The sequence below is a fragment of the Pseudomonas fluorescens genome (assembly GCF_030344995.1).
Classification (GTDB): Bacteria; Pseudomonadota; Gammaproteobacteria; order Pseudomonadales; family Pseudomonadaceae; genus Aquipseudomonas; species Aquipseudomonas fluorescens_BF.
Map to the genome: position 1 here is coordinate 3,673,872 of NZ_CP128260.1, position 15,744 is coordinate 3,689,615.

12 protein-coding genes are annotated in these 15,744 nt (G+C 60.7%); 11 read left to right on the top strand and 1 reads right to left on the bottom strand.

The window, feature by feature from the left end; translation table 11 throughout:
* The first annotated feature begins 255 nt into the window (after nucleotides 1–255).
* From QR290_RS16340 to QR290_RS16390, 11 genes are all read left to right on the top strand, one after another.
* A complete protein-coding gene (locus tag QR290_RS16340; protein WP_289203090.1) occupies nucleotides 256–1,326 on the top strand; it encodes a 3-deoxy-7-phosphoheptulonate synthase in 1,071 nt (356 codons plus the stop codon).
* Between the two features lie 422 nt (nucleotides 1,327–1,748).
* Entirely contained in the window at nucleotides 1,749–2,618 is an 870-nt protein-coding gene (locus tag QR290_RS16345; protein WP_289203091.1) for an esterase/lipase family protein, read from the top strand.
* A 97-nt stretch (nucleotides 2,619–2,715) separates the two neighbouring features.
* The gene (locus QR290_RS16350) at nucleotides 2,716–2,997 is read left to right on the top strand and encodes a peptidylprolyl isomerase (protein WP_007952068.1); all 282 of its coding nucleotides are present in this window, start codon (nucleotides 2,716–2,718) and stop codon (nucleotides 2,995–2,997) included.
* Nucleotides 2,998–3,132: 135 nt separating this feature from the next.
* A complete protein-coding gene (locus tag QR290_RS16355; protein ID WP_289203092.1) occupies nucleotides 3,133–5,001 on the top strand; it encodes an extracellular solute-binding protein in 1,869 nt (622 codons plus the stop codon).
* Nucleotides 5,001–6,062 carry a microcin C ABC transporter permease YejB gene (locus QR290_RS16360; protein WP_007952064.1) on the top strand — a complete coding sequence of 354 codons (1,062 nt, stop codon included), beginning with the start codon at nucleotides 5,001–5,003 and terminating at the stop codon, nucleotides 6,060–6,062. The genes QR290_RS16355 and QR290_RS16360 overlap by 1 nt, the downstream gene beginning before the upstream one ends.
* Complete coding sequence (locus tag QR290_RS16365; protein ID WP_085683860.1) at nucleotides 6,062–7,084, top strand: ABC transporter permease; 1,023 nt, start codon at nucleotides 6,062–6,064, stop codon at nucleotides 7,082–7,084. The genes QR290_RS16360 and QR290_RS16365 overlap by 1 nt, the downstream gene beginning before the upstream one ends.
* A gap of 13 nt (nucleotides 7,085–7,097) precedes the next feature.
* Entirely contained in the window at nucleotides 7,098–8,672 is a 1,575-nt protein-coding gene (locus tag QR290_RS16370) for an ABC transporter ATP-binding protein (protein ID WP_007952057.1), read from the top strand.
* A 40-nt stretch (nucleotides 8,673–8,712) separates the two neighbouring features.
* Entirely contained in the window at nucleotides 8,713–10,128 is a 1,416-nt protein-coding gene (locus QR290_RS16375; RefSeq protein WP_289203093.1) for a sigma-54 interaction domain-containing protein, read from the top strand.
* 273 nt (nucleotides 10,129–10,401) lie between these two features.
* Complete coding sequence (locus QR290_RS16380; RefSeq protein ID WP_085603294.1) at nucleotides 10,402–11,793, top strand: GntP family permease; 1,392 nt, start codon at nucleotides 10,402–10,404, stop codon at nucleotides 11,791–11,793.
* Between the two features lie 7 nt (nucleotides 11,794–11,800).
* Nucleotides 11,801–12,574, top strand: coding sequence for a 3-hydroxybutyrate dehydrogenase (gene hbdH / locus QR290_RS16385; protein WP_007952053.1), 774 nt, complete (start codon nucleotides 11,801–11,803; stop codon nucleotides 12,572–12,574).
* Nucleotides 12,575–12,637: 63 nt separating this feature from the next.
* Complete coding sequence (locus QR290_RS16390) at nucleotides 12,638–14,593, top strand: acetoacetate--CoA ligase (RefSeq protein ID WP_289203094.1); 1,956 nt, start codon at nucleotides 12,638–12,640, stop codon at nucleotides 14,591–14,593.
* Between the two features lie 6 nt (nucleotides 14,594–14,599).
* Here QR290_RS16390 and QR290_RS16395 read toward each other — a convergent pair whose 3' ends face one another.
* Nucleotides 14,600–15,709, bottom strand: a complete 1,110-nt coding sequence (locus QR290_RS16395) for a PilT/PilU family type 4a pilus ATPase (protein ID WP_289203095.1) — start codon at nucleotides 15,707–15,709, stop codon at nucleotides 14,600–14,602.
* Nucleotides 15,710–15,744 lie beyond the last annotated feature (35 nt).

The following is a 15,744-nucleotide window of genomic DNA, read 5'->3' on the forward strand; positions in this document are numbered from 1 at the left end:
TTTTTCAGGCCCAAACTTTTTCAGCAACACATCAGACACTTTGAGGATTCAACCAATGAACTACGCCACTTATTACCGTTACGACAGTTTTACCGCCTGGCGATTTACCAGCCTCCGCTCGGGACAGCCTGCCGCCTCCGATCGGTCACCCACAGGTGGCAAGCCAACACACGTAGCCAATCCGGCCAATTGTCGAACACCCCAGTAGGGCCGAGTGAGCGGGAAGTACCCGCCGTCCGCCCAGGAAGACCGAATATGAACTCGTCCGTTTCTGCTCTGCCACTGTCCACCCTGAACCCTGCCAACGAGGCATTGACCCTGCGTCTGCCGAGTTCGCTGCAACTCAAACAGCAATTGCCCCTGAGCAATGCGCTGAACCAGCAAGTCGTCGCCCACCGCCAGGCGGTCCGCGCGATTCTCGATGGCCATGACCCGCGTTTGCTGGTGATCGTCGGCCCTTGCTCGATCCACGACCCAGAGTCCGCGCTTGAATACGCCAGCAAACTGGCGCGCCTGGCCGAAGAAGTCCGTGATGACATGCTGCTCGTGATGCGTGCCTACGTCGAAAAACCTCGCACCACCGTCGGCTGGAAAGGCCTGGCCTACGACCCTCATCTGAATGGCAGCGACGACATGGCAGCCGGCCTCACGCTGTCGCGCGAACTGATGCTGGAAATGATCCGTCTCGGACTCCCGATTGCCACCGAACTGCTGCAACCCATGGCGGCCGGGTACTTCGATGACTTGCTGAGCTGGGTCGCCATTGGCGCCCGCACGACCGAATCACAGATCCACCGGGAAATGGCCAGTGGGCTGAGCATGCCCGTCGGCTTCAAGAACGGCACCGACGGCGGTGTGGCTGTCGCGGTTGACGCAATGCGTTCGGCAGCGCATGCCCATCGCCATTTCGGCGTAGACAGCCAGGGTCACCCGGCAATCATCCAGACCCCAGGCAATCCAGACACCCACCTGGTACTGCGTGGTGGTCACAAAGGGCCTAACTACGACCGCGAAAGCGTTGCCGTCATCAACACCGAGTTGAACCGCCTGAAAATTCCGAGCCGGATCATGGTCGACTGCAGCCATGCCAACAGCGGCAAGGACCCGCTTCGCCAGCCGGGGGTGTTCAGCGATGTGCTGGAGCAGCGACTGCAAGGTAACCGCTCATTGATCGGCATGATGCTTGAGTCGCATCTGTTCGAGGGATGTCAGCCGCTCAGTGAATCGCTTCGTTATGGCGTTTCGGTGACCGACGGCTGCCTTGGATTCGATGCAACGGAGCGTCTGTTGCTGGACGGCGCACAACGCATTCGACAACAGGCCTGACAATCGAGCCGCCCTCCGGTGTGTGATTCACCCGGAGGGCGAGTCCATGTTCAACATCGACGTATCCTCCCTGAGTGCACGGGATCCGTTCTGTTCATTCGCAGCCCTCCTCTGGAAATGATGACCTGCTCGCGAGAGCCTCTATTTAACGCGCTTCATCGTTCACCCGATGTCAGCCCAACACCCGGCGAGACAGGGTTAACTGCACTGAAGCAAGTAGGCAAAAATTGGAAAAACACGCTCGACAAGGCGGGAACCCTCCAAATATTCAGAACCGGATCTCATTCAAAAGTGAAATTTCATACGAACTCTGATCCAGTTTCCACCGCACTAGAAAGACTATTCAGGCATCGCCTGCGCAACGACTGTTTTAGAGTGGCACGCAGACAACATCGATGAATCTCTGCGATCAAGGACGAAAAATGCAACGAAATGCCACAACTCTCTATCCCGTACTGTTGGTGCATGGTCTGTTCGGATTCGAGCGCATTGGCCCTTTCGAACTGTTCCATGACGTCAAACAGGCACTCAAGGCCGCAGGCGTTCAGGTATTTGTGCCGCACTTGTCGGCCGTTCATGACAACGAAGTGCGAGGCGAGCAATTGCTCTCGCAGATCGACTCCGTGCTACGAGGTACTGGCGCGACAAAAGTCAACCTGATCGGTCACAGCCAAGGCGCGTTGTCTGCTCGATACGCTGCAGCGCTTGCGCCACACAAGGTCGCTTCCGTGACTTCGGTCAGCGGCCCCAACCACGGTTCGGAGCTGGCCGACTTCCTGCGCAAGGCATTGATCCCCGGACGGCTGCCGGAGACCGTGGCGCAGAATGTAGCGACGTTGTTTTCCGACTTTCTATCTCTGCTCAGCGGGCACAAAAAACTGCCTCACCATGCACTGGCAGCACTCAATGCATTGACGACAGAAGGGGTCGGCCAATTCAATGACAAATACCCGCAGGGCCTTCCCGAAACCTGGGGTGGCCAGGGCGCCGAGCGAGTCGATGGCGTTCGCTATTATTCGTGGAGTGGCGTTGTGCCGCAGCCCTCTGCACAGCCTCTTGACCCGATGCAGGGCATCTGTCTGGCCCTGTCGGAGTATTTCATTACAGAACCCGCGCAGAACGACGGCTTCGTCGGTCGTTTCAGTTCCCACCTCGGCACCGTGATCGGCTCCGATTATCCGTTCGACCATCTGCGCGGCCTGCATCGGGGCATCGGCCAGCGCGCCACGGCGAACGATCCGATCCAACTCTACGTGGAACACGCCTTGCGCCTGCAAGCGGCTAACCTATAGCAGCCGGTATCAGACGAGCGAATGGAACTTTGCCGAGAAATCGGCCACTGAATCCGGTAGGCTCCCCCCTTTACTGATTTGATTGGAGTGTTTCCCCATGGCTAAAGCCACTGCCCGCCACATCCTGGTTTCCAGCGAAGCCAAGTGCAACGAACTCAAGGCCCAGATCGAAGGTGGCGCTGATTTCGCCGAAGTGGCCAAGGCCAACTCCACCTGCCCGTCCAGCCGTCAGGGCGGCGACCTGGGTTCGTTCGGTCCTGGCCAGATGGTCAAGGAATTCGACACCGTGGTATTCAGCGCGCCGATCAACGTCGTGCAAGGCCCGGTGAAGACCCAGTTCGGCTACCACCTGCTGGAAGTCACCAGCCGTCAGGACTGATTTTCAGCCCGACCTGCTGTGCAACGGCCCGCCTGATGGCGGGCCGTTTTGTTTTGGTTACACCACACCGCTGGCGAACGACTCGCCGCTCGCGTACAAATTGCGCTTATCGATTACCCGGCTTTAAGGCTGACAATGCGACTGGCTTTCCCGACATTGATGTTCACTGCCGTGACCCTGCTGCTGGGGATCACCGGTGTGGACGCCGCACCGCAGCATGCGATGACCGTCTATGGCGAACCGGCAAAGTACCCGCCCGGCTTCAGTCACTTCGATTACACCAACGTCCGGGCGCCCAAGGGCGGAACGATGCGCCGCTCGGCCATCGAGATCGGCCACTTCGACCATGTCCTGCCGTATATCGACAAAGGCATCGGTGTCAGCCAGATCGACGGTTTGCTGTACTCCCCGCTGGCCCAGCGCTCGCTCGACGAGCCTTACACCGTATACGGTCTCGTTGCGCAAAAAATGGAACGCTCGGATGACGGCCTGTCCCTGCGCTTCTTCATCAATCCCAAGGCCCGCTTCGCCGATGGCAAGCCGATCACCGCCGAAGATGTTCGTTACACCTATGACTTGCTGATGACCCAGGGCAGCCTGCGTTATCGCACCCAGTTCGCCGACGTCAAAGGCGTCGAAGTCGAAGCGCCGCTCACCGTGCGCTTCGACTTCAAGAGCAACGAAAACCGCACCCTGCCGCTGGACATCGCAACCCTGCCGGTATTTCCCGAACATTGGTGGAAGACCCGTGATTTCGCTGGCGGTGGCGGCTATGAACCGCCACTGGGCAGCGGCCCGTATCGAGTCGGCAAGGTCGATTCCGGGCGCAGCATCACGTTTGAACGCAATCCGGACTGGTGGGGCAAGGACCTGCCGGTCAGCCGTGGCCTCTATAACTTCGATCACTTCAGCATCGAGTACTTCGGCGACACCGACGTCGCCCGCCAGGTCCTGCGCGGTGGCGCCTACGACTACAACCGTGAATTCTCCGCCACCGGCTACTCCATCGGTTACGACAGCCCGGCCCTGAGCGACGGTCGTCTGCAAAAGGCGCATCTGGCCACCGAAGCGCCGCAGTCGGCCCAGGGTTTCGTGTTCAATCTGCAAAAACCGATGTTCCAGGATCGCCGCGTTCGTCAGGCACTGGCCATGCTCTGGGATTTCGAGTGGAGCAACCGGCAGATGATGCGCAACATGTACATCCGTCAGCAGAGCTACTTTTCCAACAGTGACCTGGCTGCACGGCAGTTACCGGATGCCGCCGAGCTGAAGATTCTCGAACCCTTGCGCGGCCAGATTCCCGACGAGGTGTTCACCCAGGTCTTCGAAGCGCCGAAGACCGATGGCAGCGGCCTTATCCGCGACAAACAACTGCAAGCGCTGGAACTGCTGGAACAGGCCGGCTGGAAACCCGATGGCGACCAATTGGTCAACGACCGGGGCGAGCCGTTGAGCTTCTCCTTCCTGGTCAGCCAGAACGGCATGGACCGTCTGCTGCTGCCGTACAAGCGCACGCTGAAGCAGATCGGCATCAACCTCGACATCCGCCGCATCGATTCCTCTCAGTACGTTAACCGCCTGATGAGTCGTGACTACGACATGATCGTCACCGGCTACCCGGTCACCACCTCCCCCGGCGGCGAACTGCTGAACTACTTCGGTTCGGCGTCGGCCAACGACCCCGGCGCCAACAATTACATGGTGCTGAAGAACCCGGCGGTCGACACCTTGATCAACGGCCTGATCCGCGCCTCAACCCAGGCCGACATGCTGCATTACGCCCATGCACTGGATCGGGTGTTGCAATGGAACTACTACTGGATTCCCAACTATTACCCGCCGGGCACGTCGACCGTGTGGTGGAACCGCTTCGGCATCCCCACCGTGCAGGCGAGCAATGACGAAGCGATCGAGAGCTGGTGGGAAATCAGCAGCACACCGCTGACCAACCAGCAGATGACGGCCGAGAAAATCAGCCGTGGCAGACCCGGAGGGCCGCACTGATGTGGGCTTACATACTGCGGCGTCTGCTGCTGATCATCCCGACACTGGTGATCATTCTGCTGGTCAACTTCGTGATCATCCAGGCCGCGCCCGGTGGCCCGGTGGAACAGGCCATCGCCCACTTGCAAGGCATCGGCGGCGCCAGTGTCGGCGGCGGTGCGAGCGAGACCATGAGTGGCACGTCCCGCGCCAGTCGCGGCCTCGATCCGCAACTGATCAAGGACATCGAAAAACAGTACGGCTTCGACAAACCGGCCCATGAACGCCTGTGGCTGATGCTCAAGAACTACGCGCAACTGGATTTCGGCAAGAGTTTCTTCCGCGGAGCCACGGTCACCGACCTGATCCTGCAGAAAATGCCGGTGACCATTTCCCTCGGCCTGTGGGCGACGCTGATCACTTATCTGGTGTCGATCCCGCTGGGTATCCGCAAAGCCGTGCACCATGGCAGCCATTTCGATATCTGGAGCAGTACGGCGATCATCATCGGCTACGCCATGCCGGCATTCCTGTTCGCGATGTTCCTGATCGTGGTGTTCGCCGGCGGCACGTCGCTGAACTGGTTTCCGGTGCGCGGTCTGGTGTCCGACAACTTCGAATCCCTGTCGACGCTGGGCAAGATCACCGACTACTTCTGGCACCTCGTACTGCCGGTCACGGCGCTGGTGATCGGCGGTTTCGCCACCCTGACCATCCTCACCAAGAACTCGTTCCTCAATGAAATCACCCGCCAATATGTGGTCACCGCGCGCGCCAAAGGCCTGAGCGAAAACCGGGTGCTTTATGGACACGTGTTCCGCAACGCGATGCTGCTGGTGGTGTCGGGCATTCCCCAGGCGTTCATCAGCGTGTTCTTCGCGGGCTCGTTGCTGATCGAAGTGATCTTCTCTCTCGACGGCCTGGGGCGCATGAGTTACGAAGCGGCCGTGTCCCGAGACTATCCGGTGGTGTTCGGCTCGCTGTTCATCTTCACCCTGTTCGGCCTCCTGATAAAACTGATCGGCGACCTGTGCTACACGCTGGTCGACCCGCGCATCGACTTCGCCGCGAGGAACGCCTGATGTTCAAGCTCTCGCCTCTGGGCCGTCGCCGCTTCGAACGCTTCAAGAAAAACCGCCGGGGCTGGTGGTCGTTGTGGCTGTTCATTGGTCTGTTCGTGATCAGCCTCGGTGGCGAGTTGATCGCCAACGATAAACCTCTGATCGTCAGCTATCAGGGCCAGTGGTACTTCCCGGTGTTCAAGCGCCACACAGAACAGGAGTTCGGCGGGCAACTGCCGTTCCAGGCCGATTACCGTAGCGATTACGTGCAGAAGCTGATCCGCAAGGACGGTGGCTGGCTACTGTTTCCGCCGATTCCGTTCAGTGACGACACCCCGAACTACGACCTCAACAAACCGGCGCCGAGCCCGCCGACTTCGGTCAACTGGCTGGGCACCGACGATCAGGCGCGCGACGTACTGGCTCGGGTGATTTTCGGCGCGCGGGTGTCGATCCTGTTCGCCCTGATGCTGACCTTCGTCAGCGCCCTGATCGGCATCGCGGCCGGCGCCCTGCAAGGCTATTACGGCGGCTGGGTCGATCTGCTCGGCCAGCGTTTGCTGGAGGTCTGGTCAGGATTGCCGGTGCTTTACCTGCTGATCATCCTCTCGGGATTCGTCGAGCCGAATTTCTGGTGGCTGCTGGGGATCATGGCGCTGTTTTCCTGGCTCGCGCTGGTGGACGTGGTACGCGCCGAGTTCCTGCGCGGTCGCAATCTCGAGTACGTCAAGGCTGCCCGGGCCTTGGGCTTGAGCGATCGCAAGGTGATTGTCCGGCACATCCTGCCCAACGCGATGAACGCAACCCTGAGCTATCTGCCCTTTATTCTGACCGGGGCGATTTCGACCCTGACCGCGCTGGATTTCCTCGGCTTCGGCATGCCCGCCGGCAGCGCGTCACTGGGCGAGCTGATCGGTCAGGGCAAGCAGAACCTGCAAGCGCCGTGGCTCGGGTTGACCGCGTTTTTCACCCTGGCGCTGATTCTTTCCCTGTTGGTATTCATCGGCGAAGCGCTGCGCGATGCCTTTGACCCGCGCTCATGAACGGATATTTGATATGACTGACAACCTGATCGAAATCCGTGACCTCAGCGTCGCCTTCCATGGCCAGACCGTGGTGCGCAACCTGTGCCTGGACATCCGCCCCGGCGAGTGCCTGGCACTGGTCGGCGAGTCGGGCTCGGGCAAGTCGGTGACCGCCCATTCGATCCTGCAGCTGCTTCCGGAATGCGATGCCCGGACCACCGGCAGCATCCGCTATCGTGGGCAGGAACTGGTCGGCGCCGATCCGAAGACCCTGCGCGATCTGCGGGGCAACCGCATCGCCATGATTTTCCAGGAGCCGATGACCTCGCTCAATCCGTTGCACACGATTGAAAAGCAGATCGGCGAAACCCTGCTGCTGCACCGCGGCCTCGGTGGAAAAGAAGCTCAGGCACGGATCCTCGAACTGCTCGAACTGGTGGGCATCCAGAAGCCCAAAGAACGGCTGAAGGCTTATCCGCATCAATTGTCCGGCGGCCAACGCCAGCGGGTTATGATTGCGATGGCTCTGGCCTGCGAACCCGAATTGCTGATCGCCGACGAGCCGACCACCGCACTCGACGTGACCGTACAGCGCAAGATTCTGTTGCTGCTCAAGTCCCTGCAACGGCGCCTCGGCATGTCGCTGCTGCTGATCAGCCATGACCTCAATCTGGTGCGCAGCATCGCCCAACGGGTGTGCGTGATGAAGGCCGGTGAGATCGTCGAGCAGGCGCCGTGCGAAACCCTGTTCACCGAACCGAAACATCCTTACAGCTGCGTGTTGCTCAACGCTGAACCGGAAGGCGAAGCGCTACCCCGGGACGAACGCGAAAACGTGCTGGAAGTCGATGACCTGCGGGTTGATTTCACGGTCGGCGGCGGGCTGTTCCAGCGCAAGCAATACCTGCGCGCGGTGGACGGCATCAGCCTGAATATCCAGCGCGGCAAGACGCTGGGTATCGTCGGCGAGTCCGGCTCAGGCAAGTCGACTCTTGGCCAGGCGATCCTGCGGCTGCTCGACTCCAAGGGCAGCATCCGCTTTCAGGGCACGGCACTCGACGGTCTCGACCAGAAGCAGATGCGGCCATGGCGCCGACAGATGCAGGTGGTGTTCCAGGATCCGTTCGGCAGCCTCAGCCCGCGCATGTCGGTGGCGCAGATCATCAGCGAAGGGCTGGAGGTGCATTGCCAGTCCACTGCCGACGAGTGCGACGACCAGGTGATCCGCGTGCTCAAGGAAGTCGGGCTCGACCCTGAAAGCCGTCATCGCTATCCCCATGAATTCTCCGGCGGCCAGCGTCAGCGCATTGCCATCGCCCGGGCGCTGGTATTGAAGCCCGCATTGATCCTGCTCGACGAGCCGACCTCGGCGCTGGATCGCACCGTGCAGAAACAGGTGGTCGCCCTGCTCCGCCAACTTCAGGAAAAACACGGTTTGACGTATTTGTTCATCAGCCACGATCTTGCAGTGGTACGCGCCCTCGCCCACGACATGATCGTGATCAAGGACGGCAAAGTGGTCGAAAGCGGCGCCAGCCATGACGTGTTCGACTCGCCGCAGCACCCCTACACCAAAGAGCTGTTGGCCGCGGCGCATCCGGGATAGGCATAATCGCGCCACCTGACTTCCGCCAATGGACGCCGCCATGAACACCACCGAAAGCCTCAAGGATTACCAACGGGTCCGCACGCTGGCGATCCGTTCGTTGTTCGAGATCATCGAGCAATCCAGTGAAGGCACGGTGATTGTCGACCGCGACGCGAATATCGTCTGGATGAACGAGCGCTACGCCCGGCGCTTTGGGCTCGACTCTGCGGCCGGCGCGATCGGCAAGCCTTGCGAAAGCGTGATCCCCGGCAGCCTGCTGCGCGAAGTGGTACGCACCGGGCGGCCGATTCTGCTGGACATGCAGGACACCCCGAAAGAACCACTGGTGGTGATGCGCCTGCCGATTCATGACGACGCCGGCGCGGTGATCGGCGCCATCGGTTTTGCCCTGTTCGACGAGTTGCGCACGCTGTCGCCGATGCTCAAGCGCTACCTGAGCATGCAGGAAGAACTGGCCTCGACCCGTTCACTGCTGCGTGCCCGGCAGACCAAATACAACTTCGCCCATTTCATCGGCACCAGTGCTGCCAGCCTCGAGGTCAAGCGACGTGCCCGTCGCAGCGCCAGCGCCGAGTCGCCGGTTCTGTTGCTGGGCGAGACCGGGAGCGGCAAAGAGTTATTGGCGCAGGCCATCCATGGCGCTTCGCCTCGGGCGCACAAAGCATTCGTCAGCATCAACAGCGCGGCGATTCCCGAAGCGCTGCTCGAAGCCGAGTTTTTCGGCACCGCGCCCGGCGCCTTCACCGGCGCCGATCGCAAGGGCCGCACCGGCAAGTTGCAGATCGCTCAGGGCGGGACGCTGTTTCTCGACGAGATCGGCGACATGCCGCTGCCGTTGCAAAGCAAATTGCTGCGGGTGTTGCAGGAAAAGGAGTTCGAACCCGTTGGCTCCAACGATGTGATTCAGAGTGATGTGCGGGTGATTGCCGCCACCTCTACGGATCTGGAAGCGGCGATCAAGCGCGGCGAGTTTCGTGCGGATTTGTACTACCGCCTCAACGTGCTGCCGATTCAGGTGCCGCCGCTGCGGGAACGGCTGGATGATCTGCCGGCGCTCAGTGAAGCGATTCTTGAAGAGCTGCGCAGTCAGCACGAACTCAACCGCGAAGCGCTGGAATTGCTGGGTCAGCATGCCTGGCCGGGGAATATCCGCGAGTTGCGCAACGTACTGGAGCGCGCGGCGTTGCTCAGTGATGACTTGATGCTGACGGCGGAGGACATTCGTGCCGCGATTGGCACGTTTACTCCCGTTGAACGGGTATTCCCGCCGATGTCAGAGCCAGCGAGAAACGAAACATTCAGTGAGGCCCGCGAGCGGTTTGACCGGCAGTTGATTCAATCCACCCTCGCGCAATGCGGGGGCAAGGTGATTGAGGCGGCTGAGCGGCTGGGACTGGGTCGTTCGACGCTTTACAAGAAGATGATTGCGCTTGGGATCGCAGAGTCTCAATAAAGAGACACAAATCTCTAAATCAAGACAACTTCAGAACCTTCGCGGGCAAGCCCGCTCCCACAGGGGAATGCGTTCAACTGTGGGAGCAGGCTTGCTCGCGAAAGCGCCCTCTCAGCCATAGAAGTCTCCAAACAGAGACAGAATCCCGAAAACCACCATCAAAAATAAAATTAATTCCTTTTATTTCAACGACTTAATCACCTGGCACAGTTCTCGCTAAAGCCCTTCCCACACCCGTTCCACCCACAAAAATAACAATCGAAGGAGCACACCATGAGTGTGATCATCGCCTTGGCAGCCCTCGCGCTGCTGATGCTCGCGGCCTACCGTGGCTACAGCGTTATCCTTTTTGCCCCGATCGCCGCCCTTGGCGCCGTGTTGCTTACCGACCCGTCTGCCGTCGCCCCTGCTTTCACCGGGGTGTTCATGGAGAAAATGGTCGGCTTCATCAAACTCTACTTTCCCGTGTTCCTGCTCGGCGCGGTGTTCGGCAAGTTGATCGAGCTGTCGGGTTTCTCCCGCTCGATTGTCGCGGCAGCGATTCGTCTGCTCGGCACCCGCCAGGCGATGCTGGTAATCGTGCTGGTCTGCGCCCTACTCACCTACGGCGGCGTTTCGCTGTTTGTCGTGGTGTTTGCGGTCTACCCGTTCGCGGCGGAAATGTTCCGCCAGAGCAACATCCCCAAGCGCTTGATCCCGGCAACCATCGCCCTCGGCGCGTTCTCGTTCACCATGGACGCCCTGCCCGGCACGCCGCAGATCCAGAACATCATCCCCAGCACCTTCTTCAACACCACCGCATGGGCGGCGCCGTGGCTGGGTGTGATCGGGACGATTTTCGTGTTCTGCGCCGGCATGCTGTTCCTGCAGCGCCAGCGCAACAAGGCTCAGCGCGCGGGTGAAGGCTACGGCACCGAACTGCGCAACGAACCGGAAACCGCCGAAGACCTGAAACTGCCGAACCCGTGGATCGCTCTTTCTCCGCTGCTGGCGGTGGGCATCATGAACCTGCTGTTCACCCAGTGGATTCCGCAGTGGTACGGCAAGACCCACAGCCTCGCGCTGCCGGGCATGGCCGCGCCGGTCACCACCGAGATCGCCAAACTCACGGCGATCTGGGCGGTGCAGGCAGCCCTGTTGGTCGGCATCCTGATGGTCCTGGCATTCGGTTTTAAAGCGATCAAAAGCAAGCTCGCCGAGGGCAGCAAAAGCGCAGTCAGCGGTGCGCTGCTGGCGGCGATGAACACTGCATCCGAATACGGTTTCGGCGCTGTCATCGCCTCGTTGCCGGGGTTTCTGGTGCTGGCCGACTGGCTCAAGAACATCCCAAATCCATTGGTCAACGAAGCCATCACCGTGACCTTGCTGGCCGGTATCACCGGTTCCGCTTCGGGCGGCATGAGCATCGCGCTGGCCGCGATGTCCGAACAGTTCATCAGCGCCGCCCACGCCGCGAACATTCCGCTGGAAGTGCTGCACCGGGTGGCGGCGATGGCGAGCGGCGGCATGGACACCCTGCCGCACAACGGCGCGGTGATTACCCTGCTCGCCGTCACCGGCCTGACTCACCGTGAGGCCTACAAGGACATTTTCTGTATTACGCTGATCAAGACCCTGGCGGTTTTCGTGGTGATCGGCACTTTCTACGCCACTGGCATTGTGTGAGGTATTGATGACGACTCTTTCTGGCAAGACCGCACTGGTTACCGGCTCCACCAGCGGCATCGGGCTGGGCATCGCCCTGACGCTGGCCAAGGCCGGCGCCAACCTGATCCTCAACGGTTTTGGCGACGCCTCCAAGGTGATTGCCGAAGTCGAACAGTTCGGCGGCAAGGTTGGCCATCACCCGGCGGACGTCAGCGACCCGGCGCAGATCGCCGACATGATCGCCTACGCCGAGCGCGAGTTCGGCGGCGTGGACATTCTGGTCAACAACGCGGGCATCCAGCACGTCGCGGCGGTGGAAGAGTTTCCGGTGGAGCGCTGGGATTCAATCATCGCGATCAACCTGTCGTCGGTGTTTCACAGCACTCGCCTAAGCCTGCCGGGCATGCGCGCCAAGGGTTGGGGGCGGATCGTCAACATCGCTTCGGTGCATGGCTTGGTCGGTTCCACCGGCAAGGCTGCGTATGTGGCGGCCAAGCATGGCGTGATCGGCCTGACCAAAGTGGTTGGCCTGGAAACCGCCGCCAGTAACGTCACCTGCAACGCCATCTGCCCGGGCTGGGTGCTGACGCCGCTGGTGCAGAAGCAGATCGATGACCGCGCGGCCAAAGGTGTCGACCCGCAGCAGGCGCAACACGACTTGCTGGCCGAGAAGCAGCCGTCGCTGGAGTTCGTCACCCCGGCGCATCTGGGGGAGCTGGTACTGTTTCTGTGCAGTGAGGCCGGCAGCCAGGTGCGTGGCGCAGCCTGGAACATCGATGGCGGGTGGCTGGCGCAGTAAGCTTGCAACTGATCGCTCCCACGCTGTCGTGGGAGCTTTCTGACCAACAATAAGAGGCAAACCATGTCCGACATTCTCTGGCAGCCCGATGCCAAACGCATTGCCCGGTCCCGCATGGACGGTTTTCGGCGCTTCATCATTCAGCGTCACCACGTGCACCTCGACGACTACCCTGCCCTGCACCAATGGTCCATCGACCAGCGCGAAGCGTTCTGGCAGGCGATCGTTGATTTCTTCGGCATCAGTTTTCACACCCAGCCCGACGCGGTTCTGCGTGGAGGCCTGAAAATGCCGGGTGCCGAATGGTTTCCCGGCGCCACCCTGAACTTCGCCGAACACCTGCTGAGCCGCCGCGATGATGCAATCGCCGTGATCGCCATCGGCGAAAACGGCCAGCGAGAACTGCTGACCTGGGCCGAACTGGCCCAACACGTCGCCGGGTTCCAGGCCAGCCTGCAAGCGGCCGGCGTCGTGGTCGGCGACCGGGTTGCAGCGTGCATGCCCAACACCTGGCAAACTCTGGTGGCGATGCTCGCGACCACCAGCCTCGGCGCGATCTGGTCGTGCTCATCGCCGGACTTCGGCACCCACGGCGTGATCGACCGCTTCGGCCAGATCGAACCGAAAGTGCTGATTACCTGCGCCGGTTACCGCTATGCCGGCAAAGAGATCGACCAGACCGTCAAGATCAATGAAATCCTCGAACAGCTGCCGACCTTGCAACAGCTGATCATAGTGCCCTACGCACGACCTCACGCCCATGCCACGGATTACCGGACACCCGCCAACGTCACGCTGTGGGACGACTTCTATGAGCCCGGCGATGAGCCGCATTTCGTCCCGGTGCCGTTCGACCATCCGCTGTACGTGCTGTATTCCAGCGGCACCACAGGCGTGCCGAAGTGCATCGTTCACAGCACCGGCGGCGTGTTGCTGCAACACGCCAAGGAGCACGGGCTGCATGTCGACCTCGGCCCTGGTGACCGCTTGTTCTACTACACCACCTGCGGCTGGATGATGTGGAACTGGCTGGTCTCGGCGCTGGCGGTCGGCAGCGCGGTGGTGCTGTATGACGGTTCACCGTTTTATCCGGACAACGAGCGATTGCTCGAGCTGCTCGACGACGAGCAGGTCAGCGTGTTCGGCACCAGCCCGAAATTCCTCGCGACCCTGGAAAGCAGCGGCATCAAACCGCGTGAAAGCTACGACTTGAGCCACCTGAAAACCCTGCTTTGCACTGGTTCCGCGTTGTCGCCACAGAGTTACGACTTTGTCTATCGCGACTTCAAACCTGACGTCTGCCTGTCATCGATGTCCGGCGGCACCGACATCGTGTCCTGCTTCGTCAACGGTAACCCGATGTCGGCAGTCCGCCGGGGCGAGATCATGGGCAAGAGCCTGGCCATGGCGGTGGAAGTATGGAACGACGCCGGGCAACCGGTGATCGGCGAAAAAGGTGAGTTGGTATGCACTCGACCATTCCCGGCGATGCCCATCGGACTCTGGAACGATCCTGACGGCGAGAAGTTGCGCAAATCCTATTTCAGCCAGTTCCCCGGCGTCTGGGCCCAGGGTGACTACGCCGAACAACTGCCCCACGGCGGGATGCTGATTCACGGCCGCTCCGACGCCGTGCTCAACCCCGGCGGCGTGCGCATCGGCACAGCGGAAATCTACCGGCAGGTGGAGAAAGTCCCGCAAGTGCTGGACAGCGTCGCCATCGGCCAGCAGTGGCAGGACGACGTGCGCGTGGTGCTGTTCGTGCGCCTCAAGGAAGGCGTAGCACTGGATGACGCACTGCAAAAGCAGATACGCCAGGTGATCCGCGCCAACACCACACCGCGCCATGTACCGGCGAAGATCGTCGAGGTCAGCGATATTCCGCGCACCATCAGCGGCAAGGTGGTGGAGCTGGCCGTGCGCAATGTGGTGCACGGTGAGCCGGTGAAAAACACCGATGCGCTGGCGAATCCTGACGCGCTCGAGCAGTTTCGTAATCGGGTCGAACTTCGCGACTGAAGCCTGTCAGTCCATCAGTCCCCACTCGCCGGTCGAGGGCGGTGGGGACGGCATGGTATCGGCATGCAGCTTCAGACGCAGGCGCAGGTTGTTCACCGAATCCGCGTTTTTCAGGGCCTCGTCTTCATCGATCACCCCTTCTGCCACCAGCGCGAACAGTGCAGCGTCAAAGGTCTGCATGCCCAGTTCCGCCGATTTTTCCATGATGGTTTTCAACTCGCCAAAGTCATTGCGCCGGATCAGGTCGGCAATCGTCGGCGTACCGAGCATGACCTCGGCGGCGGCCCGTCGCTGACCGTCCCGGGTTCGGACCAGACGCTGGGAGACGAACGCCTTGAGGTGATTGCCCAAGGCATGCAGCAATTGCGGCCGGCGCTCTTCGGGGAAGAAATTGATGATCCGGTCCAGCGCCTGATTGGCGTTGTTGGCATGCAATGTCGACAACACCAGATGCCCGGTTTCGGCGAAGGCCAGCGCATGTTCCATGGTCTCGCGGTCACGGATTTCGCCGATCAGCACCACGTCCGGCGCTTGGCGCAAGGTGTTTTTCAATGCCGCGTGAAAACTTCGGGTATCGACGCCGACCTCCCGCTGGTTGATGATCGATTTCTTGTGGCGATGGATGTATTCCACCGGATCTTCAATGGTGATGATGTGCCCGCTGCTGTGGCGATTGCGATGGTCGATCAGCGCCGCCAGCGACGTGGATTTACCCGAATCGGTGGCGCCGACGAACAGGATCAGGCCTTGCTTGAGCATCACCGATTCGAGTAATACCGGCGGCAGTTTCAGGTCTTCGAATCGCGGAATATCGAGCTTGACGTTGCGGATCACGATCGACACATCGTTGCGCTGTTTGAAAATATTGACCCGGAAGCGGCCGATGCCGGTGCGGGAAATCGCCAGGTTCATTTCCAGATCCCGGTCGAACTCCCGACGCTGCTCGGCGTCCATCAGGGAGGCGGCGACAGTTGCCACCTCACCGGGTTTGAAGGGCTGCTCGCTCAACGGCGTCAACACCCCGTCGAACCGCGCACTGGGCGGTGCGCCCGTGGACAGGAACAGATCCGAACCGTGGCGGCTCGCCAGTTGTTTGAGTAGTGCGTCGATTTCCATGGCCAAAAGCACCTGCGAAGCTTTCAATGAATACA

What these genes read in the sequence shown, in the direction of transcription:
- QR290_RS16340 (WP_289203090.1), top strand. Translation starts at nt 256, where the DNA reads ATGAACTCGTCCGTTTCTGCTCTGCCACTGTCCACCCTGAACCCTGCC.
- QR290_RS16345 (WP_289203091.1), top strand. Translation starts at nt 1,749, where the DNA reads ATGCAACGAAATGCCACAACTCTCTATCCCGTACTGTTGGTGCATGGT.
- QR290_RS16350 (WP_007952068.1), top strand. Translation starts at nt 2,716, where the DNA reads ATGGCTAAAGCCACTGCCCGCCACATCCTGGTTTCCAGCGAAGCCAAG.
- QR290_RS16355 (WP_289203092.1), top strand. Translation starts at nt 3,133, where the DNA reads ATGCGACTGGCTTTCCCGACATTGATGTTCACTGCCGTGACCCTGCTG.
- QR290_RS16360 (WP_007952064.1), top strand. Translation starts at nt 5,001, where the DNA reads ATGTGGGCTTACATACTGCGGCGTCTGCTGCTGATCATCCCGACACTG.
- QR290_RS16365 (WP_085683860.1), top strand. Translation starts at nt 6,062, where the DNA reads ATGTTCAAGCTCTCGCCTCTGGGCCGTCGCCGCTTCGAACGCTTCAAG.
- QR290_RS16370 (WP_007952057.1), top strand. Translation starts at nt 7,098, where the DNA reads ATGACTGACAACCTGATCGAAATCCGTGACCTCAGCGTCGCCTTCCAT.
- QR290_RS16375 (WP_289203093.1), top strand. Translation starts at nt 8,713, where the DNA reads ATGAACACCACCGAAAGCCTCAAGGATTACCAACGGGTCCGCACGCTG.
- QR290_RS16380 (WP_085603294.1), top strand. Translation starts at nt 10,402, where the DNA reads ATGAGTGTGATCATCGCCTTGGCAGCCCTCGCGCTGCTGATGCTCGCG.
- hbdH (WP_007952053.1), top strand. Translation starts at nt 11,801, where the DNA reads ATGACGACTCTTTCTGGCAAGACCGCACTGGTTACCGGCTCCACCAGC.
- QR290_RS16390 (WP_289203094.1), top strand. Translation starts at nt 12,638, where the DNA reads ATGTCCGACATTCTCTGGCAGCCCGATGCCAAACGCATTGCCCGGTCC.
- QR290_RS16395 (WP_289203095.1), bottom strand. Translation starts at nt 15,709, where the DNA reads ATGGAAATCGACGCACTACTCAAACAACTGGCGAGCCGCCACGGTTCG.